This window comes from Pantoea sp. GW821-FHT03E06 (genome assembly GCF_059420725.1).
On sequence record NZ_JBWKUG010000002.1, the window covers coordinates 566395 to 592470 of the forward strand.

Annotated in this window: 25 protein-coding genes; 12 read left to right on the top strand and 13 right to left on the bottom strand. The window is 51.4% G+C overall.

From position 1 onward, the window contains the following. Positions 1-133 precede the first annotated feature (133 nt). From AC07WB_RS22105 to AC07WB_RS22145, 9 genes are all read left to right on the top strand, one after another. On the top strand, positions 134-1453 hold the full coding sequence (locus AC07WB_RS22105) for an MFS transporter (RefSeq protein ID WP_494941352.1): 1320 nt from the start codon (positions 134-136) through the stop codon (positions 1451-1453). Position 1454: 1 nt separating this feature from the next. Continuing rightward, positions 1455-2648, top strand: coding sequence for an enolase C-terminal domain-like protein (locus AC07WB_RS22110; RefSeq protein WP_345830496.1), 1194 nt, complete (start codon positions 1455-1457; stop codon positions 2646-2648). 136 nt (positions 2649-2784) lie between these two features. Continuing rightward, on the top strand, positions 2785-3492 hold the full coding sequence (locus AC07WB_RS22115; RefSeq protein ID WP_400457495.1) for a GntR family transcriptional regulator: 708 nt from the start codon (positions 2785-2787) through the stop codon (positions 3490-3492). A gap of 244 nt (positions 3493-3736) precedes the next feature. Then, entirely contained in the window at positions 3737-4219 is a 483-nt protein-coding gene (locus AC07WB_RS22120; RefSeq protein WP_494941353.1) for a glutathione peroxidase, read from the top strand. A 398-nt stretch (positions 4220-4617) separates the two neighbouring features. Beyond that, the gene (locus tag AC07WB_RS22125; RefSeq protein ID WP_345830492.1) at positions 4618-5604 is read left to right on the top strand and encodes an autoinducer 2 ABC transporter substrate-binding protein; all 987 of its coding nucleotides are present in this window, start codon (positions 4618-4620) and stop codon (positions 5602-5604) included. 262 nt (positions 5605-5866) lie between these two features. Next, a complete protein-coding gene (locus AC07WB_RS22130; protein WP_494941354.1) occupies positions 5867-7387 on the top strand; it encodes a sugar ABC transporter ATP-binding protein in 1521 nt (506 codons plus the stop codon). Further along, the gene (locus tag AC07WB_RS22135) at positions 7380-8369 is read left to right on the top strand and encodes an ABC transporter permease (protein WP_097098080.1); all 990 of its coding nucleotides are present in this window, start codon (positions 7380-7382) and stop codon (positions 8367-8369) included. The genes AC07WB_RS22130 and AC07WB_RS22135 overlap by 8 nt, the downstream gene beginning before the upstream one ends. A gap of 1 nt (position 8370) precedes the next feature. Next, complete coding sequence (locus AC07WB_RS22140) at positions 8371-9324, top strand: ABC transporter permease (protein WP_494941355.1); 954 nt, start codon at positions 8371-8373, stop codon at positions 9322-9324. A gap of 28 nt (positions 9325-9352) precedes the next feature. After that, positions 9353-10993, top strand: a complete 1641-nt coding sequence (locus AC07WB_RS22145) for an FGGY-family carbohydrate kinase (RefSeq protein ID WP_345830485.1) — start codon at positions 9353-9355, stop codon at positions 10991-10993. A gap of 230 nt (positions 10994-11223) precedes the next feature. On the opposite strand, the gene AC07WB_RS22150 is transcribed toward AC07WB_RS22145, so the two are convergent. The 4 genes from AC07WB_RS22150 to AC07WB_RS22165 all read right to left on the bottom strand — a co-directional run bounded on the left by AC07WB_RS22150 (position 11224) and on the right by AC07WB_RS22165 (position 14382). Further along, positions 11224-11718, bottom strand: a complete 495-nt coding sequence (locus AC07WB_RS22150) for a surface-adhesin E family protein (RefSeq protein WP_345830483.1) — start codon at positions 11716-11718, stop codon at positions 11224-11226. Beyond that, positions 11715-12338: a hypothetical protein gene (locus AC07WB_RS22155; protein WP_097098083.1), complete on the bottom strand. Its 624-nt coding sequence runs from the start codon at positions 12336-12338 to the stop codon at positions 11715-11717. Before AC07WB_RS22155 ends, AC07WB_RS22150 begins: the two co-directional genes overlap by 4 nt. Positions 12339-12471: 133 nt before the next feature. Then, the gene (locus AC07WB_RS22160; RefSeq protein WP_097098346.1) at positions 12472-13422 is read right to left on the bottom strand and encodes a helix-turn-helix domain-containing GNAT family N-acetyltransferase; all 951 of its coding nucleotides are present in this window, start codon (positions 13420-13422) and stop codon (positions 12472-12474) included. 84 nt (positions 13423-13506) lie between these two features. Next, entirely contained in the window at positions 13507-14382 is an 876-nt protein-coding gene (locus AC07WB_RS22165) for a LysR family transcriptional regulator (protein WP_494941356.1), read from the bottom strand. 98 nt (positions 14383-14480) lie between these two features. Here AC07WB_RS22165 and AC07WB_RS22170 point away from each other — a divergent pair, with 98 nt between their 5' ends. Then, positions 14481-15455: a nitrilase family protein gene (locus tag AC07WB_RS22170; protein ID WP_494941357.1), complete on the top strand. Its 975-nt coding sequence runs from the start codon at positions 14481-14483 to the stop codon at positions 15453-15455. Between the two features lie 224 nt (positions 15456-15679). On the opposite strand, the gene zinT is transcribed toward AC07WB_RS22170, so the two are convergent. The 8 genes from zinT to AC07WB_RS22210 form a co-directional block, all read right to left on the bottom strand. Beyond that, a complete protein-coding gene (gene zinT / locus AC07WB_RS22175) occupies positions 15680-16321 on the bottom strand; it encodes a metal-binding protein ZinT (protein WP_494941358.1) in 642 nt (213 codons plus the stop codon). Positions 16322-16515: 194 nt separating this feature from the next. Further along, positions 16516-17742, bottom strand: coding sequence for an L-fucose:H+ symporter permease (gene fucP, locus AC07WB_RS22180; protein ID WP_097098087.1), 1227 nt, complete (start codon positions 17740-17742; stop codon positions 16516-16518). A 36-nt stretch (positions 17743-17778) separates the two neighbouring features. Continuing rightward, positions 17779-18129 carry an L-rhamnose mutarotase gene (locus AC07WB_RS22185; protein WP_097098088.1) on the bottom strand — a complete coding sequence of 117 codons (351 nt, stop codon included), beginning with the start codon at positions 18127-18129 and terminating at the stop codon, positions 17779-17781. Then, entirely contained in the window at positions 18126-18902 is a 777-nt protein-coding gene (locus AC07WB_RS22190) for an L-fucose dehydrogenase (RefSeq protein ID WP_494941359.1), read from the bottom strand. Before AC07WB_RS22190 ends, AC07WB_RS22185 begins: the two co-directional genes overlap by 4 nt. Beyond that, complete coding sequence (locus AC07WB_RS22195; RefSeq protein ID WP_494941360.1) at positions 18880-19734, bottom strand: amidohydrolase family protein; 855 nt, start codon at positions 19732-19734, stop codon at positions 18880-18882. The genes AC07WB_RS22190 and AC07WB_RS22195 overlap by 23 nt, the downstream gene beginning before the upstream one ends. A 1-nt stretch (position 19735) precedes the next feature. Continuing rightward, a complete protein-coding gene (locus AC07WB_RS22200; RefSeq protein ID WP_494941361.1) occupies positions 19736-21022 on the bottom strand; it encodes an L-fuconate dehydratase in 1287 nt (428 codons plus the stop codon). Next, the gene (locus AC07WB_RS22205) at positions 21019-21867 is read right to left on the bottom strand and encodes a fumarylacetoacetate hydrolase family protein (RefSeq protein WP_494941362.1); all 849 of its coding nucleotides are present in this window, start codon (positions 21865-21867) and stop codon (positions 21019-21021) included. The genes AC07WB_RS22200 and AC07WB_RS22205 overlap by 4 nt, the downstream gene beginning before the upstream one ends. A 13-nt stretch (positions 21868-21880) precedes the next feature. Beyond that, the gene (locus AC07WB_RS22210) at positions 21881-22621 is read right to left on the bottom strand and encodes an SDR family oxidoreductase (RefSeq protein WP_494941363.1); all 741 of its coding nucleotides are present in this window, start codon (positions 22619-22621) and stop codon (positions 21881-21883) included. A gap of 195 nt (positions 22622-22816) precedes the next feature. On the opposite strand from AC07WB_RS22210, the gene AC07WB_RS22215 reads away from it, so the two are divergent. Together AC07WB_RS22215 and AC07WB_RS22220 are read left to right on the top strand one after the other, a co-directional pair. Next, entirely contained in the window at positions 22817-23569 is a 753-nt protein-coding gene (locus tag AC07WB_RS22215) for a FadR/GntR family transcriptional regulator (protein ID WP_494941364.1), read from the top strand. Between the two features lie 325 nt (positions 23570-23894). Next, positions 23895-24959: a mechanosensitive ion channel family protein gene (locus AC07WB_RS22220; RefSeq protein ID WP_097098095.1), complete on the top strand. Its 1065-nt coding sequence runs from the start codon at positions 23895-23897 to the stop codon at positions 24957-24959. 165 nt (positions 24960-25124) lie between these two features. Here AC07WB_RS22220 and AC07WB_RS22225 read toward each other — a convergent pair whose 3' ends face one another. Next, entirely contained in the window at positions 25125-25649 is a 525-nt protein-coding gene (locus tag AC07WB_RS22225) for a phenolic acid decarboxylase (RefSeq protein ID WP_494941365.1), read from the bottom strand. Positions 25650-26076 lie beyond the last annotated feature (427 nt).

Here is a 26076-nt window from a genome sequence, read left to right on the forward strand (position 1 = left end):
CTCAGTTTGCGCGCTGAAACGTTTCACATCTCATTTCCACATTGAGGAGATTGAACTCAAGTCGGTAGATGAATACAACTTAGCTTGTATACAAGGTACTTGAATACCCTCGCTCTCATGTTCAGGAAAAATCATGCAAACCACAGACTCAGATCTCGAAAAAAGGGTTATACGCAAGCTTTCCTGGCGGTTGATACCGCTGCTGATTGCTTGTTACGTCATTGCCGTCGTTGACCGGGCGAATATAGGGGTTGCTGCATTAACCATGAATGCGGATATCGGCTTAAGCGCTGCAAGTTTTGGGCTGGCGGCAGGGTTGTTTTTTGTCCCTTACGCCCTGCTTGAACTGCCCTCGAACCTGATGCTAGAGAAAGTCGGAGCCCGCTGGTGGATAGCCCGAATAATGGTGACGTGGGGGATCATTTCCGGCGCGCATATATTCGTATGGAACGAAAATAGCCTGTATGTGATGCGTGCGCTACTTGGCGCAGCCGAAGCAGGTTTCTTTCCGGGTATCGTGTTTTATCTCACGCTGTGGTTCCCGGCAGCCTGGCGCGGACGCATTATCGCCTCATTCATGACGGGTATTCCAATTGCGCTGATTATCGGGACACCGGTTTCCAGCCTGTTACTGGAATTACACGGGTGGATGGGACTAAGCGGTTGGCAGGTGATGTTCCTGATCGAAGCCATTCCGGCCATTTTGTTGGGAATGATCGTCCCTTTTGCACTGCCTGATAAACCCAAAGATGCCAGATTCCTGGCACCCGACGAGCAACGTTGGCTAATGACAACGTTAGCGGCAGAACAAAAGAAACTGCCTTCACGCGGACACGGTGGATTGCTCAAGGCGCTTTTCAGCCCGCTGGTGCTGTTATTCAGCCTCACCTACTACGGTCTGGCGAACCTTAACGGCGCAGTAAGTACCTTTCTGCCGTTAATCATTAGCGAAACGGGGTTGAGCCACATACAAACCGGTTTTGTCACCATCATTCCCTATATTTTTGGCCTGATCGGCATGCTGGTTTTAGGGCGCGTTGCCGACCGTCCCGGTTCACGTCTGCTGGCCAATTACATTGCCCTGATCATCTCTTGTCTTGGATTGGTCTGCGTCGCCTTGTTTGATAACTCGCTGATCAGAATGCTATTCCTCTGCTGCTCAGCATTTGGCTTTTTCGGCGCAATGCCCGTCTTCTGGGGACTGCCCGGACAATTTCTTCCGGTTTCCGTTGTAGCGGGCAGCATTGCGTTGATCAACGCACTCGGCAGCCTCGCCAGCGTCGTTAATCCATGGGTTATCGGCATCATTCGCGATCGCAGCGGCAGTTATAACGGCGGATTTTATTGGCTGGCGGCGATGGCCCTGCTCTCCATTATTACCCTGAGCATCATTTTCCGCCGCCAGCAATCATCAGCAATTCCTAATAGCAATGAACAACATGAGGCTCAGTAAGATGAAAATTGTCGATGTCCGATTACTGCAGGTAGAAGGCGTTTTACCTGGCAAGGAGGACTTTTGGGAAGAGCGTCTGGCGCGTCCAACGGATGTGTATTCCCAATATCGCGTCGTGGACAATCATGATGGTGGCGTGCAGCTTAAAAACGGTTTTGCTATCTCCACCGTGTTTTTAGAGATTATCTCTGACGAAGGCGTTGAAGGATTGGCGGGGCCGATACCCCATGCCGTTGCGTCGATAGTGCATGGCCAATTGCGTCCGCTACTGCTTGGTCAGGATCCGCGTGACAGTGAACGCCTGTGGGACCAGATGCATCGGGCACTGATTCATGGTCGCCAGGGTGACGCCATGCTGGCAATTAGCGCGGTGGACTGCGCACTGTGGGATCTTCGCGGCAAGTGGATGCAGCAGCCGGTTTATCGTCTACTCGGCGGCTCAATTCGCGAGGAGATCCCGGCATATGCTTCAATGCTCGGTTTTGCCGTACAGGACATGGGGCGAGTACGCGAACGCGCTCTGCAATTCAAAGCGTTAGGTTATCGTGGGCAAAAGTGGTTTTTCCGCCACGGCCCAATGAGCGGTAGAGAAGGCCTAAAGAAAAATATTGAGCTGGTTAAGACACTGCGTGAGACCCTGGGCGACGATTACGATCTGATGTTTGACTGCTGGCAGTCAATGGATGTGACTTACGTCATCGAGTTGGCGAAGGCCATTGAGCCATATCGCCCACGTTGGCTGGAAGAGTGTGTTATGCCGGACAGAATCGGCAGTATGCGCCGTCTAAAAGATAAGCTGACGATTCCGCTGGCCGGTGCCGAGCATGAATATACCCGCTGGGGCTTCAAACGCTTTTTTGAGGCTGATGTTCTGGATGTGATTCAGCCAGACATTTACTGGTGCGGCGGCCTGTCTGAAACCTTAAAAATCGCGGCAGCTGCGACCATGTACGATCTACAAGTTATTCCACATGGTCACTCCACCATTGCGACTGCGCATTTCACCACCACGCAATCGCCTATCCACACGCCCTATCAAGAGTACCTGGTGAAGTGGAACGATATTCACCAGTATTTCCTTAGCGATCCGGTTGTACCTGAGGATGGCCTGATCCAGGTCCCTCAAATGCCGGGGATGGGAATGGCCCTGAATCCCGCGCATATACAGCATCAGCAATACTTGTTCACCTCCTGATCATCCTGTCTAACCGCCGCCCCCCTCATCCTTTCCTGGGGGGTGTATCTTGTATACTACATCTTGCATACGGGGTAAGATCATGTAACTATTTACGCAATAAAAGGTTAGTTGCATTAAGGAATTACGCTCACTTATGTCCTCTGAAAAGCTCATTATTGACTGGTCATCTAAAAAGATAATTCGCCCTCAATCGTTGGGTAATATTCTGGCCGATCATATTCGTGACTTAATCGTTAATTGCCAAATCGAACCAGGCTCATTAATTTCAGAAAATGACATCGCTGCTCAGCTTAATGTTAGCCGTACGCCGGTGCGGGCTGCCCTGCAAAAACTGGAAATGGAACGGCTAGTGCAAATAATTCCACAGCGTGGAACCTTTGTATTTGAATTTAACGAACAGGAAATGCGTGAAACCTGTGAAATGCGGCAAATTCTTGAAGTTGGCGCTTTACAGCTTGCACTACGCCACGATCGTCAGGCATTGATCACGCTTCTCAGGGTACATCTGCAACATGGCCGCGAAGCCTTACAAAATGCGCCTGAGACTTACCGTGAAATGGATGCGGCGTTCCATATGGCAATGATTGAATCCAGCCGTAATAAAGAGTTAATTAACTCTTACAAAACCAGCATTAACCGCATTCGCACTTTCCTGAACCATCTCACTAAAACCCCGGAAGAGTTTCAAAGTTCGCAGGATGATCATGAAGCTATTGTCGAGTTGCTGGATCAACAGCAAGACGAACAAGCCATGGAAAAACTGGAATGGCACCTTGGCGGCCTACAACGTCGATATCAGGAAAAAAATCCGGGCAGAATTCCTGCCATACCCAGCGAATAAATAAGGTCGCCATGATTTGCTCCTGCAAACTCTGGCGAATCTGGCGTCTGGATTAATACGGGCAACTTTTTATCGACTTAGCCTATTATCAGTCTCCATGAATGGTGATCCTACGTTTATATAGCGGGTTTTTCGTAGAGTGCACATTCATGCGCACTGGTATAAAGAGGCATTTTTCTGCTTAAGTGAACGGCATTAAGCGATAACGGTCGACATTAAATTAGTTCTGCTTTGGGATTCGACTATGACAACCTTTCATCAGCTTTCCGCCGTTCGTCTGGATGGCGAACATGTCTCCATGGCCGACTACGCCGGTAAGTTGGTTCTGGTGGTGAACACCGCCAGCCATTGTGGCTTCACACCGCAATACACTGGCCTTGAAGCGCTTTACAAGAAGTACGCCGTCGAGGGTCTGGTGGTGCTTGGTTTCCCCTGCAACCAATTTGGTAAGCAGGAGCCCGGAGGTCCCGACGAAATCGCGCAAACGTGTCGCATCAACTACGGTGTGAGCTTCCCGATATTTGAGAAAGTGGAAGTTAACGGAACCGCCACGCATCCGGTATTTCGTTATCTGAAAAACCAACTGCCCGGTGTGCTGGGTGGGCGAATCATGTGGAACTTCACTAAATTCCTGATTGGACGCGACGGCAAGCCGCTTAAACGTTTTGCGCCATTTACTCCCCCCGAGAAAATGGAAGCGACGATCCTTGCTGCACTGGAAATCTAATTTCTACTTTTAGATTTAATCCACCACCAGTAATACAGCCTGGTTACCTGCTCACGTGACCCTGTTCACAGTTTGTGCAATTAAAATCCGCGGCCTTAATCTTCCCGCAAAGGGACGCTTGGCCAGCCTGCACATGTAACAATATTGTTTATTAATTGATGCCACTTGGTTAACAAAAGCATTGTAAATTCGATTATTACATCACTCTCATGCCTTAATAATCGCGTTATTAACATTAAATTAACACATTAAATCATAGAATTTAACACATTCGGGTGCTGATCACATTTTGTTCACATTTGCGCGAAAAGCGGTATCCCCTTCAGTTAATCTCTGATCGCGGATTTAATAACTATCGTCTGTTCCCTCTAACTGAACATCATAAGAAAGGTACCATAATGAAATTTAACCTCGCATTGGTCAGTGCATGTGTGGTTTCAGCATGCATGTTATTTACAACACCGTCATTCGCCGCCAAACCTTACGATATCGCCGTCGTCGCTAAAGTCACCGGTATTCCCTGGTTCACCCGCATGGAAGTTGGCGTCAAAGAAGCCGCGCAGAAACTGGATGTCAACGCTTATCAGGTCGGTGCCGCCACTCCGGACCCGGCCCAGCAGGTCAAGGTAATTGAAGATTTGATTGCCAAAAAAGTTAACGCAATCATCGTGGTGCCAAACGATGCCAAGGTACTGGAACCGGTGCTTAAAAAAGCCCGCGACCAAGGCATCGTCGTATTAACGCATGAATCACCGGATCAGCAAATTGGGCAATGGGATGTCGAAACCATTGACAGCCAGAAATATGCTCAAGCCAACATGGACGAGTTGGCAAAAGATATGGGCGGCAAAGGGGGTTACGCCATTTACGTTGGCTCGCTAACCGTGCCACTGCATAATGCCTGGGCAGATGCCGCAATTAAATATCAGAAAGAAAAATACCCGGATATGCATGAAGTGACTTCACGCCTGCCGGTAGCAGAAAACATTGATAAGTCCTATTCCACCACGCTGGATTTAATGAAAACCTATCCTGATTTGAAAGGAATAATCGGTTTCGGTTCGCTCGGCCCAATCGGTGCCGGTCAAGCTGTCCAGCAGAAGCGTGCGAAAAATAAAATCGCGGTGGTTGGCATCGCCATGCCCGGCCAGGCTGCGCCCTACCTGATGCGCGGTGATATTAAGAAAGCACTGCTATGGGATCCGAAAGATGCCGGTTTCGCCTTAGTCACGATTGCCGATCAGTTGCTGCAGGGTAAAGAAGTCACCAAAGACCTGAGCATCGAGGGACTGGGTAAAGCCGATGTAGATATGGATAAGAAAGTGATCCGCTTTAATAAAATTCTTGAAGTGACACCAGAGAATGCGAAATCGCTTGGGTTCTAACCCGATCTTTTAATTCTTTTATTTTACGGAGCAATATTCGCTCCAGCGCCACACCAGGCAAATAGAAACAAATACGGCGTTGTGCGCTGTGCCGTATTTGAATTCTACTCTGACATCGAAAACGTATACCTTCAATCATTCGAGTTGGGGCAAGGTTGCAAATGAGTAAACCCGGCAGAGCTTACCTATGTTAGCGTTTCGGGTGAACGAGTACAGCCAACGCCTCCGCTGGAACCCGGTCGGGTATGTTTAAGGATCTGTGATGAATACTCTCAACACGTCCCCTGCCCCTGCTGAGGCCTTTATCAGCCTCGAGAAAATCAGTAAAAGGTTTCCCGGCGTATTAGCATTAGACAATCTCAGCCTGACACTCAATAAAGGCGAAGTGCATTGTCTTGCCGGTCAAAATGGCTGCGGCAAAAGTACGATTATTAAAGTGATTTCCGGCGTCTATCAGCCGGAAAAAGGCGCGACCATTACTCTGGACGGAAAACTATTTCATACTCTCACGCCGCAGCTGTCGTCTTATTATGGCATTCAGGTTATTTATCAGGATCTGTCTTTATTCCCAAACTTGTCGGTGGCCGAAAATATTGCCATTCACCGTTATTTGCCGGGCGGTGATTTTTGGGTGCATCGCGCGGCCATGCGCAAAAAAGCCGTGGCGGCGATGCAACGCGTCGGCGTTGCTCTGGATCCGGATCGTAAAGTCGAAAAGTTGTCGATCGCCGACCGCCAGTTAGTGGCAATATGCCGTGCTATCGCCGCTGACGCCAGTCTGGTGATTATGGATGAACCCACCGCGTCACTGACCCGCACAGAAGTAAACGGCCTGCTGCGCGTGGTGAATGAGCTGAAAGCCGCCGGGATCTGCGTGGTGTTTGTCAGCCATCGTCTGGATGAAGTGATGGAAGTGGCCGACCGCATCAGCGTGATGCGCGACGGCAAACTGGTTGGCACCTATCCGGCCAGCGAACTCGATAGCAATGAACTGGCCTTCCTGATGACCGGCCAGCGTTTTACCTACAGTCACCTGCCCCATCGTGCCTCTGCCGACGTAACGCCGCTGCTGGAAGTGAGCCATCTGAGCCACAAAGGGCAATATCACAATATCTCGCTATCGCTGCGCCAGGGCGAAATCACCTCGATTGTCGGCCTGCTTGGCTCGGGGCGTACGGAACTCTGTCTGAGCCTGTTCGGCATGAGCCAGCCGGACAGCGGAGAGATCCGCATCAACGGCCAGGCGGTGAAATTCCACTCGAACCGCGACGCCATCCGCCACGGTATAGCCTATGTGTCAGAAGACCGTCTGACGCAGGGGCTCATCATGGAACAATCCATCTATGACAACACGCTGGTATCCATTTTCGACAAGCTGCACACCGGCGCAGGATTGATGGATCACCCTAAAGCCGCGTCGGTAGTGAAAGATCTCATCCGCGATCTGAATATTAAAGTCTCAGACAGCCGCTTACCCGTGAAGACCCTTTCTGGCGGTAATGCGCAGCGTATTGCCATCGCCAAATGGGTGGCGACGCGGCCACATATCCTGATCCTCGATTCACCCACCGTGGGCGTGGATATTGCCAATAAAGAAGGGATTTACCGCATTGCGCGTGATTTGGCGGAGTCCGGCATGGCGGTGCTGATGATTTGCGATGAAATCCCGGAGGCTTATTACAACAGTCACCGCGTGCTGGTGATGCGCAAAGGCGAACTGGTGGCGGAATTCGCGCCGCATCAGAGCAGCGAAGCGCAGATTGCGGAGGTAATCAATGGATAACAAGGCGCTCTCGAAGCTGTTTTCTCAGCATGAATTCTGGTTGGGATTACTGGTGCTGCTGCTGGTGATAGGCCTGAGCGTCAGCACCAGCGAGTTTATGACGCTGGGTAACCTGACTGACGTCGCCACCAGCTACGCCATTTTGGGTATTCTGGCCTGCGGCCTGTTTGTGGTGCTGATCGCCGGCGGCATCGACATTTCATTTCCGGCCGTCACCTCTATTGGTCAGTACGTGATGGCAAGTTACATCATTCACCATGGCGGCAGCTTTCCGCTGGCATTTGCCCTGGCGATGGGAAGCGGTTTGCTGCTTGGGCTGGTCAACGGTTTTCTGGTGTACTGGCTGCGCGTTCCGGCCATCATTATCACGATTGCCACGCTCAACCTGTTCTATGGTTTGCTGGTGTATCTCACCAACGGCACCTGGTTGTACGGTTTTCCCGACTGGTTTATGAACGGCATCAACTGGTTCTCCTTTACCGCTGCCGACGGTTACGACTATGGCCTGACGCTGCCACTGCTCAGCCTGCTGGGCGTGATTATCGCAACCGGGGTGCTGATGAACCGCACACGCGTGGGTCGCCAGATTTATGCCATGGGCAGTAATCGTGACGCGGCTTCTCGTCTTGGTCTGAATATCCTGCGGCTGCACTTTTACGTCTACGGTTTTATGGGATTGCTGGCGGGCATTGCTGCCGTGGTTCAGGCGCAAATTACGCAGTCGGTCGCGCCTAACTCCCTGCTCGGTTATGAGCTGACGGTGTTGGCAGCAGTGGTGTTAGGCGGCACCAGCATGACCGGCGGACGCGGCTCGCTGACAGGCACCATTCTGGGTGTGATGCTGCTGGCCTTCCTGCAAAACGGCATGACCCTGCTGAGCATTTCATCTTACTGGCATCAGGTTTTCAGCGGCGTGATCATTCTGGTCAGCATTAGCAGCACCGCGTGGAATGAAAAGCGCAAACTCGCAAAGGGGATGTGACATGACAACCTTAAACCGATTCTTACCTGGCGATCACATTATCCGTTTGCAGTTGCTGATCATCGTCGCCGTTGCCGTGCTGTTCTCATTTACGTTGGGCGGCAGTTTTTACAGCATTGGCAATTTCCAGTCGATTGCCTCGCAGTTACCGATTCTGGGTATGCTGGCGCTGGGGATGGGTATCACCATGTTGACCGGCGGTATCAATCTTTCGGTCATTGCCGGTGCCAACGCCTGTTCGCTGGTGATGGCGGCCATTCTGGTGGCGCACCCAAACCAGCCTGGCTATTTCGCGCTGGCGATGTTCGCCGGCCTGCTGGTGGCAGTGGTCATTGGTGTGCTCAATGGCGCGCTGATCGCCTATATCGGTGTGTCGCCGATTCTGGCGACGCTCGGGACCATGACGCTGATTGCTGGGCTGAATATTCTGCTCACTAACGGCGCCGTGATTTCCGGCTTCCCGTCGGCGATTCAGTACCTCAGCAACGGCAGCCTGCTGGGCATTCCTGTTGCCCTGCTGTTATTCCTGCTGGTGGCGCTGCTGTTGTGGGTCTTACTTGAACACACCACGCTCGGGCGCAGCCTGTATCTGATGGGTTCCAACGAACAGGCCACGCGATTCAGCGGTGTTAATACACATAAAGTCACCATCGCAGTGTACGTGCTTTCCGCTCTGCTTGGCTGGGGCGCGGCACTGCTGATGATGTCCAAATTTAACTCGGCTAAAGCAGGCTACGGCGATGCCTATTTGCTGGTGACCATTCTGGCCTCGGTACTCGGCGGAATTAATCCCGACGGCGGTTTCGGACGGGTCATCGGGTTAGTGCTGGCGCTGATCGTTCTGCAAATGCTGGAGAGCGGCCTCAACCTCATGGGCGTCAGCAGTTACCTGACCATGGCCCTGTGGGGCTGCGTCCTGATCCTGTTTATCGCTCTGCAAAACAGAAAATCCTAAGCGAACGTTTTTTACGAAGGGAAAAAACATGGCGAGTTATTTTATTGGGGTAGACGTTGGAACCGGCAGCGCCCGCGCGGGCGTCTTCGACATGACCGGGCGCATGGTTGGCCAGGCCAGCCGTGATATTACGTTGTATCGCCCGAAAGCCGATTTTGTTGAGCAGTCTTCCGATGAGATCTGGCACTCCGTTTGTAACGCCGTTAAAGACGCGGTTAATCAGGCGGATATCAACCCAATTCAGGTGAAAGGCATAGGTTTTGATGCCACCTGTTCGTTGGTGGTGCTGGATAAAGAGGGTAAACCGCTGACCGTAAGCCCGTCCGGGCGCAGCGAGCAGAACATTATTGTGTGGATGGATCACCGCGCGATTACTCAGGCGGAACGCATTAATGCCACCGGTCATCGTGTGCTGGAGTTTGTCGGCGGGATTATTTCCCCAGAAATGCAAACGCCAAAACTGCTCTGGCTGAAACAGCACATGCCAACCACCTGGAAGAATGTTGGCCATCTTTTTGACCTACCTGATTTTCTGACCTGGCGCGCCACGCAGGACCCTACGCGATCTTTATGTTCCACCGTCTGCAAATGGACGTATATCGGTCACGAAGATCGCTGGGACACTAGCTACTTCCGCCAGATAGGTCTGGAAGATTTATTAGAAAACAACGCGTCAAAAATCGGCAGCGAAGTGAAAACCATGGGTGAACCGCTGGGGCATGGTCTGACGCAGCGCGCCGCCGCCGAGATGGGGCTGATCGCGGGTACAGCGGTCAGCGTCTCAATTATTGATGCCCACGCCGGCAGCCTTGGCATTCTTGGTGCCAGCGGCGCATCTGGCGAATCGGCGGATTTCGACAATCGCATCGCGATGATTGGCGGTACGTCCACTGCGCATATGGCGATGTCGCGTAGCGCGCGCTATATCGGTGGTATTTGGGGGCCATACTATTCGGCGATTCTTCCGGATTACTGGCTGAATGAAGGTGGACAATCCACCACCGGCGCGTTAATTGACCATGTGATTCAGTCACACCCGTGTTATCAGGACCTGCTTAAACAGGGTAAAGACAGTGGCAAAACGATTTATGAAATACTGAACGGCATACTGCGCAAAATGGCTGGTGAACCAGAAAATATCGCGTTCCTGACCAAAGACATTCATATGCTGCCCTATTTTCACGGCAACCGTTCACCGCGTGCCAATCCGACGCTGACTGGCACGCTGACAGGTCTGAAATTGTCACGTACGCCGGAAGACATGGCGCTGCAGTATCTCGCCACCATCCAGGCGCTGGCGCTCGGCACCCGGCATATTATTGAGACCATGAACCAGAGTGGTTACCGCATCGATACCATGATGGCGAGCGGCGGCGGCACCAAAAACCCGCTCTTTGTGCAGGAACATTCCAATGCGACAGGCTGCGCGATGCTATTGCCGGAAGAGAGCGAGGCGATGTTACTTGGCAGCGCCATGATGGGTACCGTTGCGGCGGGCGCCTACGACTCTTTGCCGGAAGCGATGGCCGCCATGAGCCGCATTGGCAAAACCATCACGCCGCAGACCAACAAGATTAAAGAGTATTACGATCGTAAATACCGCGTATTCCATGAGATGTACCACGACAGCATGAAATACCGCCAGCTGATGCAGGGGAAAACCGAATAAATGCGGAAGAAGAATTTAACCTGGCGTGTTATGGCTGGCTTGCGTCGAGCAACCGCAAACGTTTCAATCATGAGGGTGAGCGAATCAACGGAACGTTGTGAGTGGTCGAAGAGTTAAGTAGAAAGGTACACGCCAGAGAAGCTCCCTATTCTCTTACTTATTGCAGATGGCCCACAATAAACATAGGCCATCTGCTTCAGCCTGGAGCGTCAGGTTAAGATGAATGGTAATTAATCCAATAGCGGTTTGCGGTTTTCTTTCGCTGGCTCTGGCTTAAGTCTTTCTACGGGAATGCTGCACATGCTTTCAGCAATTATCCCGAAAAGAGAGTCTTTCGGGTAAGTTTCCCATTGGCCCACATCCGGTGACGCATGAATAAGATCGCCCTCCGCGAACGGTTTGGAAAAGAGTGTACGACCCATAACGGCACGCTGGTTTTTGTCGCAGTTAATCACATCGATTGCCCTAGAGCTTGAAACGTAGACGGGTGGATTTTTTATAATTTGCGTCTGCTCCGCGTAGTTATTGATGAAATAAAACCGGCGTAAGTGGCTATTACCCTGGTATGTTGAAATCACCCTGAAATCGACATATGACGTCACGCGCTCATCTGCAAGAACTTTTATAAAACCTGCCGGTGCTTTAGCGGGCGTTTGCGGCTGGGGTGTCGTGGTCCCGGCACAGCCCGACAGCATAAACAATACCAGCCATGTCAACTTTTTCATTTTGCTGCCCCACCGGATAAATCAGGTCGTAATGTCGTGAGCATGTCAGGCGTTACATTTCCCTGAACTGAACAGAGCAATAATGTTCCTTCTTTGCCTTTGCTGAGCATTAAGAGCTTTTCGGCACTCTCTTTTGCCGGGGCAATACCCGACACCGCCTGTGCATTTTTTTCCCAAACACTGTTTGCGTCTGCTTTAATCATCGCCTGAGAGATATAATCATCCCCTGCCTTACTCCACGTTAAATGATCGAGCCTGGACATGACCTCTTCCGGTGATTCTTTGAAAACCAAGCCCCAGTAATAGTATTTACCGTAACTGATTTCATCGAGATTGCTGGTTTGCAGAAAATATCCCGCTATTTTCAGGTTTAATTCCTGAAGAGATTGGGTAAACCAGATGGTGCCGTTACCGTCAACAGGCGCTTTGAACCAAGCCTGAAAGTGCTTATCCACCGTTAACGGTGCTACGCGGCTGAGTTTGGCTCGCTGATGATAAATCTCACTGAAAAATGTTGTGTCGCAACGCGTCAGGCTTTGCGTCAATGTATTGGCGTGAAGAGGTAACGTTACCCCTGTCATTCCAAGCATGAATCCAATGGAGCAGATAACTTTACGCATGTAATATCCATATAGTAAAAAAACGCTATCTATATCGGCACACTGCGATAAGACTTTACGCTTTTTTCTTTTACTTCATTACCATGCATATTAAAAAATAGAACGAACCGCACGTCGTGCGGTTATCCATTCATTATCGCGCCAACCGAGTGAACTGCTGCTCTGTAACACGGCTTCCCCATTGGTCACCCTGCCACTCTTTGGTTAATTCAAAATCAAATGACTCATAAAGACGCCGTGCCGCTGTCAATTTATTGAACGTCCAGAGCTGAATGGCTGAAAATTCCTTTTCATCGCAAAACTTCATAGCGGCGGAAATGAGTTTTTTGCCCACGCCATTACCACGACAACCATCGTCAAGGATGAACCATCGCAAGTGCGCCTCATTGTTTCCAAGATCTTGCCCATCGATTGCTACCGATCCAACAATGCGATCGTTTTGTATGGCCAACCAGATCTCATTACATGGCCTTTCCAGACGTCCTGAAAATTCCGCCAGGCCTGCTGCAACCTTGCTTTCAAAAACATAGCCAAACTGATGTTCTCTTGCATAATAACTGCCATGCATTTCAGTGATACGGCCAATCATTCCGGCCCGATACCCCTTAACGATTTCGCAACTGGTCGAAGAATCTACCACACTGTTTTCACGACAGGCTTTAAGCGCAGCGGCATAAGCGCTGAGACCTTGTGAAACGGCCTGTTGCCGTATGGGATCCAATTTCTTTAACGCGCCCATAACGCGTTCATTACTGAACTCATTGATTTTTCGCACGGTTTCTTCGCCTTTCGCGGTTAAACCAAGCTGCTTAATTCTGGCATCCTCAGTTGAAGGCTGTTCTTCCAGTTCACCAATATTGACCAGTTTGGACAACATGCGGCTAACACTGGACTTCTCAAGTCCCAGAATCTGAACCAGTTGAGCCGCAGTCATTAATCCCCGGGCTTCAATTTCCAGCAAAGTGTGAACAACGGAAGGAGAGTATTGAGTCGCTGCGAGAGTGTGGTTCATGAACCCCAACTCCCGCACCATTTGACGCGAAGCGACACGAATATTTTCAACCATCAGCGATTCAGAGCGCATAAATATTAATCCTCAACCATTAGTTGTATGATACAACCATATGCATTGAGTCTTTGTCAATATGATTAAATGAAACGCTATGGCTTACTCTTCTTTATTAATCGTCATCGCCTTTCTTATGCTGGCAATAAAATTGTCGCGTATTACATCATCATGATTTGCATTCCAGGCGATACCAACCTGCCAGCTCAGCGATTCCCCCGTTAACGGAATAATTACCAGTTCTGGCGGCGCTATATGAACCACACTATAAGGCAAAAGCGCAACGCCCGTTCCCGCAATCACCAGCGCGACAATGGTTTGTATATCGTCAGTCTCCTGAATAGAGGAAGTAAAAAGGGCATTGTCATGCAGATAGCGATCAATCTGCGCATTTAAACCCCGCCCGCGCGTGGTGTGAAGTCGCAACAGCGGGACTTTTTTTAACCAATCGGCAACGCTAAATGAAGATGTTGCCGGCGCAACCAGAACTAATCGATCGGTAAATAATGGCAGGTAATCAAGCGCTACGGGTGGAGGAACCCTGACAAATCCTAACTGAAGCTCGTCATTCAGCAGCATATCGTATTGCAGGAAGGATGCTTGATCCGTTAATGAAACCTCAATACCCGGATACTCACGGCGATATTCAGCAATACAGCGCGGAGCAAGGTAAAAGCTCGAAAGACCGAACCCCACTGCGATATTCCCTTCAATCCCTTTTGAAACCTGCCCAGCATGATGCATGAATAACTGGGTTTGCCGAACAACCTTTTCTGCCTGTGGCAGTAGGCGTCTTCCTGCAACCGTCAGTATTGCTCCGTGGCGGCCACGTGAGAATAAAGGCATGTTCACTATAGATTCAAGGAGATGAATCTGCTTGGTCAGCGCCGGCTGCGAAATATAGAGCGCGCGGGCCGCCTCCGCATAATTTCCTTTTTCAGCCAGCATCACAAAGGCGTTTAGCAACCGGGTGTTCATATTTACATTCCAGGATGTTATCGAAAAGGGAAATAAATTGATTATACAGTTATCGGTCGCTCCTGTGTAATTCAGTTCCGATTCCGAGGAGAAGCATCATGCCCACATTAACCACCTTAAAGGCTGCAACCGTACAGTTTCAGCATCAAGCCAATAACAAACACTATAATCTGCTGATAATGGAGAAATTTATTGAGAAGGCGGCGCTTCAAGAGGTGAAGATTCTCACCTTTCCAGAAATGTGTATCACCGGCTACTGGCATGTGCCCAAACTCACCGCTGCTGAGGTGGCTGCTCTGGCTGAGCCGGTTGAAACCAGCCCTTCCCTGATGTTAATTCGTTCTCTGGCGATTAAGCATCAAATGCTTATTGGCGCGGGGCTTATTGAGCAAGCCGAGGATGGCCAACTCTATAATGCTTACGTTGCCTGTATGCCAGATGGATCATTGCACACGCACCGTAAACTTCACGCTTTCGAACATCCCGCAATCAGCAGCGGCGACGGGTTTACGGTATTTGAAACACCATGGGGGGTAAAAGTAGGCATCTTAATTTGCTGGGACAATAATCTGGTGGAAAACGTGCGTGCAACGGCATTGATGGGTGCGGATATCCTGCTCGCCCCCCATCAAACCGGCGGTACTGATTCCCGTAGCCCGCATGCGATGAAGCCAATTCCTCTCGATTTGTGGGCGGAACGGGAAACGCGTAAAGATGAAATCACTGTGGCATTCAGAGGCCATAGCGGCCGGGAATGGTTAATGCGATGGCTGCCCGCACGCGCGCATGACAACGGATTATTTCTTCTTTTCAGTAACGGTGTAGGCGCAGATGACGACGAAGTACGCACCGGCAATGCGATGATTCTGGATCCCTATGGAAGAGTGGTTGAGGAAACCTGGGCCGCTGAAGATGCCATGGTCAGCGCTGAGCTGGATTTGACCCTGCTGGCAATGAGTACTGGACGCCGCTGGATCCACGGTCGTCGGCCAGATTTATACCAGATTTTGACGCAACCGCAGGGGTATGAACGCGATGCGATTAGCGCACGGTTTTCAGATGAAATACCTTAATAAACCACCAGGCCGCTGACACAAAGCTGCATACAGGATGTCTGTGAGCAACGTTGCATGGCTATCCCAATGATGAGATGCAAAACAGCCTGTGGGCGAACAGGCTGTTTTTAATGGAAGGTAGCCTCTATTCACCCTTTTCTTGATGTCTCGCGTTAAGAAGCGGACGTCAGAGTCCGGCTCATAGCCTGCCAGCGACGAAAGCATCCTTTATCCGTGAGGGATCAGTGATGCATTAGGTCATCAACAATTTCCTGTTTGGTCAGCTGATAAGGGAAAAATGTTGGCCAATTCTCCAGCTCTTTATAGAGCGCATCCTGTGATTCGTTGCCGGTGAAAATATGAAAGTGCGATGATTTTCTCGGACTAATAATATGATCGCTAAATTGCACAAATTTAGGGGCTGCGCTTTTGTTATCGGTACATTCGAAAAGATAGCGAACGCCTCTTTTTCCTGAAACGTAATTGAGGACCTTGTATCCTTTATAAGCATATTTACAGGCGTTAACTTCTCCATTGGCGGTAAATTCCATCATCCCGTTTTCAATGCCAATATCTGTAATATTGCTGGCATAGCCCTTCAAATAGTAATGCTTAATATCCTCAAATGACTTTCGTTGATCGGCTTCCGCCTTCTTGCGGAAAACCGGATCCAAACTGCCATCTTTGGCATATGGATAGATAGACTGCCATACGCCATCCCAGTCAGAGAGCGGTCGGTCTTTGATATCGCCATCATTAAAAATACCTTTTGCCGCACTCACCTCTGTCGCGGTGAGTGGCGCACCGTGTGAATGATGGGCATGTGAAAAGGCGTGTGAACTGAATACTAATCCCAGGAAGACTAATGACTTCTTAATTTTCATAACATTAACCTTATATGTCAAAGTTAATGTTATAACATAACAATTAACAAACTGTTACTGCTAATTTCATTTTGCTACCCGCTCTAAGCCAAACACGCCTGCTTTACTCCTGCCTGGCTGCATGCAAGGGCGATCCCGCAGCATCGCCCTTACCCTGCTCTTATCAACCCTCACAAGCTAACGTTAAGACGTCATTATGAATGTCTCCGCTGCCTCAGCGCATAAACCAACACCACGACAAAACACAGCAGCGGTAAACTGTAAGCCACGGCCGTGCTGACATGGTCAGAAATCAGCCCCATGAAGTAAGGCATAATTGCACCACCCACAATCGCCATGATCATAAACGAGCTGGCCTGTTTAGTGGATTGCCCGAGATTTTTCACGCCCATGGCAAAGATGGTGGGGAACATGGTGGACATAAAGAAGAAGATGGCGATCAGCGCGATAACGGAGACATCGCCTGCGCCTAACATCACAATGGCGCTCAGGACGATGTTGATCAGCGCGTAGGCCGCCAGCATCGCCGCTGGTTTAACTCTGCCCATTAGCCAGGTGGAAAAGAAACGTCCCAGCATAAAGCAGATCATCGCAACCGAAAGCATATAAGCCGCGCTTTGATTGGTCACGCCATGCCAGTGCTCGGTGGCGTAGTTAATAAAGAAGGCACCTACCCCAACCTGAGCGGCAACATAAAAGAATTGCGCAATCACCCCGCCGACAAAATGTTTTTGCTGCCATAGCGTGGCACCGGGCTGCTGCACATGCTCGCTGGCGGCCTCACGAATATCCGGCAAGGCGGTACGCTTAAATAACAGCGCGATAGCGATAACCACACACGCAATCACCACATAGGTCATTTTGACACTGTCCTGCGCGGCTTCCTGGCTGGCGTGGGTAAAGAACAGCGAGCCGCCAATCATGGGCCCGACAAACTGCCCAAGACCATTAAAAGATTGCGCCAGATTGAGACGACGCTCGGCGCCGTTGGCATCGCCCAGTACCGTAGCGTACGGATTAGCCGCGGTTTCCAGGCAGCCAAGCCCGCAGGCAAGCACGAACAGCGCAAACAGAAATACCGAGAAATTATTGACCATCGCCGCCGGCACAAACAGCAGCGCGCCAAGGGCGTACAGCGATAATCCCGCCAGGATGCCAGCCTTATAGCCGTGACGACGCATAAAATAACCTGCAGGCAGCGCGATAATAAAATAGGCACCAAAATAGGCCGCCTGTAATAATCCTGATTGGGCTTTGGTAACGCTTAACGTTTCCTGAAAGTGCTTATTGAGAACATCCAGCAGGCCGTATGACACGCCCCACATAAAAAACAGGGTAGTAATCAGCATGAACGCCCAGCGCAGGCTAATAGTTCCCCCGACGCCAATGTTTTCTGGCGTCTCGACGCGTTGTGTAGACATGGTTATATCCTCGTAGGGTACAGTCGGTAAGTGTTGTTATTGGTCCTGCAAAGAGAATATTCGCGCCATCGCCACCCATTTTTCCCCTTCTGGCGTCCAGGGCGTTGGCTGTTGAAACTGCCACATCAGCGCTTCCCAGCGCTGAATATGCGGATTTTGCTCAGCGGCCTGAGCAACATCCTGCGCGTTAAACCGTTCGTTCACCTCCATCACCATAAAAAGTCGGGTACCAAGGCGGTAAATCTCCATATTGATGACGCCGTGCTGGCGCAGATGCTGCGCCACTTCTGGCCAGATGCGTTGATGCAGGCGCTGGTATTCGGCAATTTTGTCCGCCTCGTCCACCAGATCCAGCGCCAGAGCGTAGCGTTCGGTTGCGCCGCTCATAACAGCGCCCGATCGAGATGCAGATAGCCGCCATCAACGCTCAGCCACTCGCCGGTAGTGTGTGAAGCGCGCGACGACAGCAAAAACACGACGGTGTTAGCGATCTCCTCTGGCGTGGTCATGCGCTGGCCGAGTGGAATTCGCTGGGTGATTTTCGCCAGTTCGCCCTGCGGATCGGCAAAGGTGCCGATCCAGCGTTCATACAGCGGCGTCATCACTTCGGCGGGCACCACGGCGTTGACCCGCACACCGCTGCTGCGCAGTGACACTGCCCACTCCCGCGTCAGTGCCAGAATCGCGCTTTTGGCCGCGCAGTAGCCGCTGGTGCCGCCCTGTCCGCTCAGTGCCGTTTTCGAAGCAATATTGACGATCGCACCGCCGCTGTTTTCCAGCGCGCGCTGGCAGAAATGCGTCATCTGGTAATAGTGGATGAGATTCTTTTCCAGCGAGGTGACAAAGGCGCTGCGCCCCGCTTCCAGCCCGACGCCATCGTTGACACCCGCGTTGTTCACCAGCCCATCGATGCGCCCAAACTGCTGCTGCACGGCCTCAACCGCACGCTGGCAGTTCTGCTCATCGCACAGATCGGCAAGTAGCACTTCGGTTTGCGGTTGCAGCGCGCGCAAGCCGGCCAGCCACATCTCATCGGGCTGTGCGTTGCTGACGATCACCGGAATGGCGCCCTCTTCCGCCAGCAGTCGTGAGATGGCGGCACCAATGCCCGATCCGCCGCCGGTGACAATAATCACTTTATCCTGCAAAAACAGATTCATGCTTCTCTCCTGTCAGGCTATATACCTGCGCCGCCGTGTTGCCCCAAATGGCGGCCTGTTCGTCGGTTGCAAGCTCAGCGATTGCGTCTTCAATCAGCTGCGCCACCGCGTGGTACTCCGCTGCCAGCAGGCAGACGGGCCAGTCTGAGCCAAACATCAGGCGCTGCGGACCGAAACGCGCCAGCGCCTCATCGATAAAGGGCCGCAGCTGCGCGCTGTGCCATTGGCCTTGCGGCGCCTCAGTCACCAGCCCCGATAATTTGCAGACCACGTGCGGCATTGCGGCCAGTTCCGCCACTTGTTCGCCCCACGCCTGCGCGCCGCGCGCAATATCCGGTTTGCCGAGGTGATCGAGCACCAGCCAGTGACGGTCGTGCTGTGCGGCAAACCGGGTAGCGTCCGCCAGATGCCGCCAGGTCAGCAGCATTTCCCACACGTAATCACGCTGCTGCAGCAGACGGATGCCGCTCGCCACGCGCGGTTGTCGTAGCCATGCGGCGGGATCGCGCTCATCCTGCACCTGATGACGGAAACCCCGCAGCAGCGGATGCTGCAATACTTCCAGCTGCGCCGTCAGGTCCGCGGCGCTGACGTCAATCCAGCCAACCACCTGCGTTGCCGCGTGCTGCTGCGCCCACTGCAACAGCTGCTGCGTCTCCGCCACGCACTGCCGCGCCTGAACGGCAATTGAGCCCTGCAGCTGCCGTTGTGCCAGCAGCGGCGCGAGATCATCGGGTAAATAATCCTGTTGCAGGCGTGTCATGGATTCCGCGATCCACGGATAGTCCACCGCGTCATAGCGCCAGAAATGCTGATGAGCGTCGATTCGCACCTCAGCCTCCCTGCGCGCGATAGCGGTATTTCTCGCGCGAGGCGGGATACATCTCGATCGAGAAGCCGGGCGCAGTAGGCGGCATATAGGCAGCGCCGCGCACTTCGCAAGGATGTAAGAAATGCTCGTGCAGATGATCGACATACTCGATGACCCGGCCTTGATGGCTGCCGGCTATGCAAACGAAGTCGATCATCGACAGGTGCTGGACGTATTCGCACAGTCCAACGCCGCCAGCATGCGGGCACACCGGCAACTGGTATTTCGCTGCCATTAACATTACCGCCAGTACTTCATTAACGCCGCCGAGGCGACAGGCATCGATCTGCACCACATCAATTGCTTCACGCATAATCAGCTGCTTGAAGATGATGCGGTTCTGGCACATTTCACCGGTTGCCACCTTCACCGGCGCGACGCCCTGCCGGATTTTGCGATGCCCTTCGATATCATCCGGGCTGGTGGGTTCCTCGATAAACCACGGTCGCGCGAAGGCCAGCTGCTGCACCCATTCAATCGCGTCATTCACTTCCCACACTTGGTTGGCATCGATCATTAACTGGCGATCCGGTCCCAGCACTTCACGCGCGATGCGCACGCGGCGGATATCATCTGCGAGGTCACGTCCAACTTTCAGCTTGATGTGTGAGAACCCGGCATCGACCGCCTGCTGACACAGGCGGCGCAGTTTATCGTCGTCGTAACCGAGCCAGCCTGCCGAGGTGGTGTAACAGGGATAACCGTGCTGCTCCAGCTCACGGATGCGCTGCGCTTTGCCAGCCTGCTGCGCCGTCAACAATGCCAGCGCTTCGTCCGGCGTGATGCAGTCAGTGAGGTAGCGGAAATCGATGCAGCGCACCAACTCCTGCGGTGACATATCAGCCACCAGCCGCCACAGCGGCTTCTCTTCCGATTTGGCCCACAGATCCCATACTGCGTTGACTACTGCGCCGGTCGCCAGATGAATCGCGCCTTTATCCGGGCCGATCCAGCGCAGCTGGCTATCACCGGTGATGTCGCGCCAGAACTGCCCCATATCGGCGGTGACAGACTCCAGCTGGCGACCAACAATCAGGTGCTCTAGCGCGCGTATCGCCGCACAGCAAATTTCATTACCGCGTCCAATGGTAAAAGTCAGACCATGTCCGCTGATCGCCGCGTTATCCGTCTCGATGATGACGTAAGCGGCAGAATAATCCGGGTCCGGATTCATCGCATCCGAACCGTCGAGCTGTTCGGAGGTAGGAAAGCGGATGTCTTCGACGCGCAATGCGGTAAGTCTGGTCATTGTTCGCTGCCCTCGGTGAGTTGACGCTGCTCGCCAAGCCCGGCGATGCCTAACCGGATGACCTGCCCCGGACGCAGATAAACCGGTGGTTTTTGTCCCATCCCCACGCCCGGCGGTGTGCCGGTTGAGATGATGTCGCCCGGCTGCAAACTCATAAACCGACTGAGATAGCTAACGATCTGCGCAACCGTGAAGATCATGGTGCGGGTGTTGCCGTTCTGATAGCGCCTGCCATCCACCTCCAGCCACAGATTAAGCTGCTGCGGATCGGCGATTTCATCGGCAGTCACCAGCCACGGACCGATCGGACCAAAGGTGTCGCAGCCTTTGCCTTTGTCCCATGTGCCGCCGCGTTCAATCTGATATTCACGTTCAGAAACGTCGTTGACCACGCAGTAGCCTGCGACATGCAACAGCGCATCCGCTTCGGCGATATAGCTACCGCCTTTACCGATTACTACGCCCAGCTCGACTTCCCAGTCGGTTTTCACCGAACCGCGAGGAATGCGCACCGTATCGTTTGGCCCCACCACGGCGCTGGTCCATTTGCTAAACACCACCGGTTCTTGCGGGATGTCAGCACCGGTTTCGGCGGCGTGATCGGCATAGTTCAGGCCAATACAGATAAATTTGCCAATACGCCCGACGCAGGCACCAATGCGCGGTTGGCCGCTGATTTTAGGCAGTTCACTGAGCGGCAGCTGACGCAGCCTTTCCAGTTCGGCAGGTAGCAGCGCATCACCAGCGATGTCATCGACAAAGTGCGACAAATCGCGCAGTTCACCCTGTTGGTCCAGCATTGCCGGACGCTCTTTTCCCGGCTCGCCCACTCGTAATAATTTCATGACTGCACTCCTGTTAGTTGCTCCAGCCGCCATCAATAATCTGTGCGGTGCCGGTGATATAAGCGCTGGCATCGGAGGCCAGATAGGCCGCCAGATAAGCGATCTCCTCTGTGGTGCCGATACGGCCAATCGGCTGACGCGCGACAAAGGCGTCATACACTTCCGCTTCCGTGCGGCCTTCCGCCTGTGCCTGCGCGGCGATGCGCTGGCGCAGCGACGGCGAATCGACGGTGCCGGGGCAGATGGCGTTGCAGCGAATCCCTTCACCGATGTAATCCGCCGCTACCGAGCGTGTCAGGCCAATCACTGCCGCTTTGGTCGCGCTGTAGGCAAAGCGATTGACTACGCCTTTTACGCTGGATGCCACCGATGACATGTTAATGATCGAGCCCTGCTGCTGTTGCAGCATCCCCGGCAGAAAGGCCTGAATCATGTGAAACATCGCCGTGACGTTGAGGTCGAGCGCGAACTGCCACTCCTTTTCGCTGCACGCCAGCAGGCTGCCGCTGTGTACAACACCTGCACAGTTGAACAGCACATCGAGCGTGCCGAGCTCCTGCGCCGCTGCGCGAATTGCCTGGCGATCGGTCACATCCAGCTGATAAGCGCGGATACCTTGCAGATCCTGCAGCGCGGCAAGGTTGATATCGCTGGCAATAACCTTTGCGCCCTGCTGCACAAAATAACGCGCGCTGGCCAGGCCGATGCCTTGCCCGGCGGCGGTGATTAACACGCGTTTTCCGGATAAATTCATTGCATTTCCTCTGGTCCAAAGATCTAATGGTCAGGCCATTAAAAGTGAGTTTTGCCCTTCCGGGTTAGCAAAATAACGCTGGCAACTTTTTCGCTGACGCATTACGTTTTATTGACAATTGCGTAACATTGACAAGTGTGCTGATGATTATTTGTGCATCCGATCACTTAATTTATGTAGACAGGTAGCAGTGCGATGCCGATAAAAAAGATGGAAAACCCCAGGCTTTACAGACAAATAGCTGACCAGCTGATCAAACTTATCGATAACAATGAATTTCCTCCCGGCAGCCGTCTGCCAGCGGAGCGCGAGCTGGCAGAGCAGCTACAAGTTAGTCGCGCATCGGTGCGTGAAGCGCTAATCGCTCTGGAAGTGATTGGCTTGGTAGATGTGAAAGTGGGAAATGGCGTGATTGTGAAAGCACGTTCCACTACGCAGGAACCGGTGATGATGCAAGCCGGGCGCGATCAGTGGAAGGAACCCGACGATGAACTGGGGATAAAGCTTGATTTCTCCACCGAACTGCCACCTTTCTCGCTGCTGCAGGCGCGCCGCCTGATTGAGCCAGAGGCCGCTGCGCTTGCCGCCGTGCATGCCAGCGATCAGGAGCTGGCCCTCATCCGCGCAGCGTATCTGCAAAACTGTGAAGATAACCGTGCGCAGTCGCGCACCCATCCCGGCGACCGTTTATTCCACATTCGCATCGCCCAGGCGAGTGGCAATCCCGCCTACGGCTTTATCATCGGCCATCTGCTCGGTCATCGCTATGGCAGTATGTTCCGCATGTTGCAGGCGCACTACACGCCGAGCGATATGCCGCTCGTCTCAGAAACGGAGCATATGGAGATTCTCTCGGCGCTAGAAAAACGGGATGCTAAAGCAGCCAGAGCCGCGATGAAGAAGCATATTGACCGGGTAATTGCGACATTTGAGCGTGTGCAGGAGTAAAACTGTTTGCGGTAGAAAGCGTTGGGTCAGGGTTTTATGTAAATGACCTCGCGTTGTGCTTGCGGCCACTTTAAGAGTGGTCCTACTAGCCCGAGAATAAAAGAAGCCGTCATCATATATTTCAGTGAGTTGCGATAGCATCCCCCTTAGAAAACCGTCATTGTGCGCGGTTTTTTTACCTGTCGGGGAAGTCGGATGTTTAAATTCTTCCTAAACTAACGTGCGTTAAACATGTCATTCGCAGATAACCGGAAAGACAACGGTTACTGAATTTTTATGAATTACCTGACAGCTAAAGGTTGTTGGCTGAATATAAGGGAAAAGAATGCCACTAATATTTGGTGAGTTATCTGGTGCTCCAGTATGGGTGCCTGCTGTATTGCTCGTCACGCTCTCGCTCGCTCTGGGTTTTCTGGCGCGGTTTATACTTCTCAGGTTTATCCGCTACTGGCAGAGCCGTGACAGAAAGCTATTCAAATCACTCGAAAAACATCTGAGCGGATCGCTGTTTCTCTTCATTCCCTTGCTGTTAATCAATGTCGGGGTTAATTATATTAACATTCACCCAGACTCCCTTGCCTTTATTACGACCACGACCAACATTTTTATTATATTATCATTTTGCTCCATTTTAATCCGGTTGACTAATGTCGCGCAGGATATGCTCTTTATACGCTATGACATTAACCTTTCAAACAATCTCCGCGCGCGAAAAATTCGCACTCAAATAATCTATGTTAAAAAAGTCGCTATCGTATTACTGGTATCATTCTGTCTTACTCTGATCCTACTTAGTTTTCCGGGGGTGCGTAAATTCGGCACGACTATCCTTGCGGGCGCCGGCGTTGCCGGGATAATCATTGGCTTTGCTCTTCAGAAGTCGCTGGTCAATTTATTTGCCGGAATTCAGATAGCGTTTACGCAACCGATAAAAATTGACGACGCGGTGGTGGTTGAAAATGAATGGGGTTGGATTGAGGAGATCAATCTGACTTATGTTGTGGTGCGTATCTGGGATCTGCGCCGCCTGGTATTGCCTATTACCTACTTTACAGAAAATGCCTTCCAGAACTGGACGCGTAATAATGCACAAATATTAGGATCTGTTTTTCTTTATGTGGATTATTCTATGCCGTTAGATCCCCTGCGCAAACATTTTGAAAAAGTACTCAGTGAAACAAAACTTTGGGATCAACAGACACAGGTGCTTCAGGTTACCGATACCAATGATAAAACCATGACGATAAGATTACTGATGACGGCACAAAACTCCCCCACGGCCTGGGATTTGCGCTGCCTCGTCCGGGAAAAAATGATTGAGTTTATACAACAAAATTATCCTGAGTGTCTGCCTCATGTTCGCGCAACATTGAGCGATTCCGGTGTTTAACCGCCTGAAAATCCGCTAGATATCGTTTTCGTGAGACTAACGATAAGTGGTATAAGCCGTTAACGCATTCTCAACCGGACAGTCTCTGGCATTACTGCTTAATGCCAGAGGCTGTCCGTTCATTTAATACCTTCGGCACAAACACCTTTATAAAGCAAGCACCGCTTATTTCCCTTCGAAGAAATCACTCGGAAGTTGACCTGGAGGCATATTAATAACAGCATCATTATCAGGCCCTTCATTTTTCATATAGGTGACTTTAGCAAATTCCGGAATAATCACATAAGGGTAAGCCGGACCTTCATCGCGAAAACGATGCATATCTTCAATAAATTCGTTTTGATAACAAATCGTTTTTTCAGGGTGCTGTCCTTCACCGGCAATCCATTGAGGGAAGAAAATAGTACCATGAATAAGTTTTCTTTCGAGATCAAATAATAGGCTTACACAGGTTCCTGTCGGTTCGTGCCAGTCTACTTTATAAATACCTGGGGCGAACTGTACGGCATTCATCTTTTGCTGGGTTACCCATCGGCCACCTACCAATCCCTGGTGGATACGATAATCACACGTTGTGTCGTTGCGCGCATACCACTCATATTTCCATCCATTATCGTAGGTGTAGACAAAATGCGTTCCAACAAAGGCGGATAAATCTTTTGAGATATCGTTTAACGATTCCATGGACATAACTACCTCATATTTCACTGTGTTGTGAGTAAGTTGATGAAACTTCCTCTTGACGAGTTGCCACATCATTCTCGTATAGAGATATTTATAATATGGAACACTTCAGGTTTTTTCCAATGTTATGCATTTGAAAATACCTGGATCACCTTGTTTTTCACGGTAGTCGGTAGCAGAGATATTTGCAACACGGATATTTAACCGGATAAATCATATGACAATAAAAAGTCAGTATAAGGTAATAAAACGTGAAAAAAAACGGAGCGTGAGAAAATTATTTCTCTCAGATTTTTACTGATAGTTAAACGACTTATCGCACGTTAATTCTTTTTTAGGAAGTATTTTAGTTATCAAATTTGCCAAAGTGAAATCTAAAGCTAACCTAAGTAAGGTGTTACATATTGACGTTTCTTTACCACTGATAAACCAT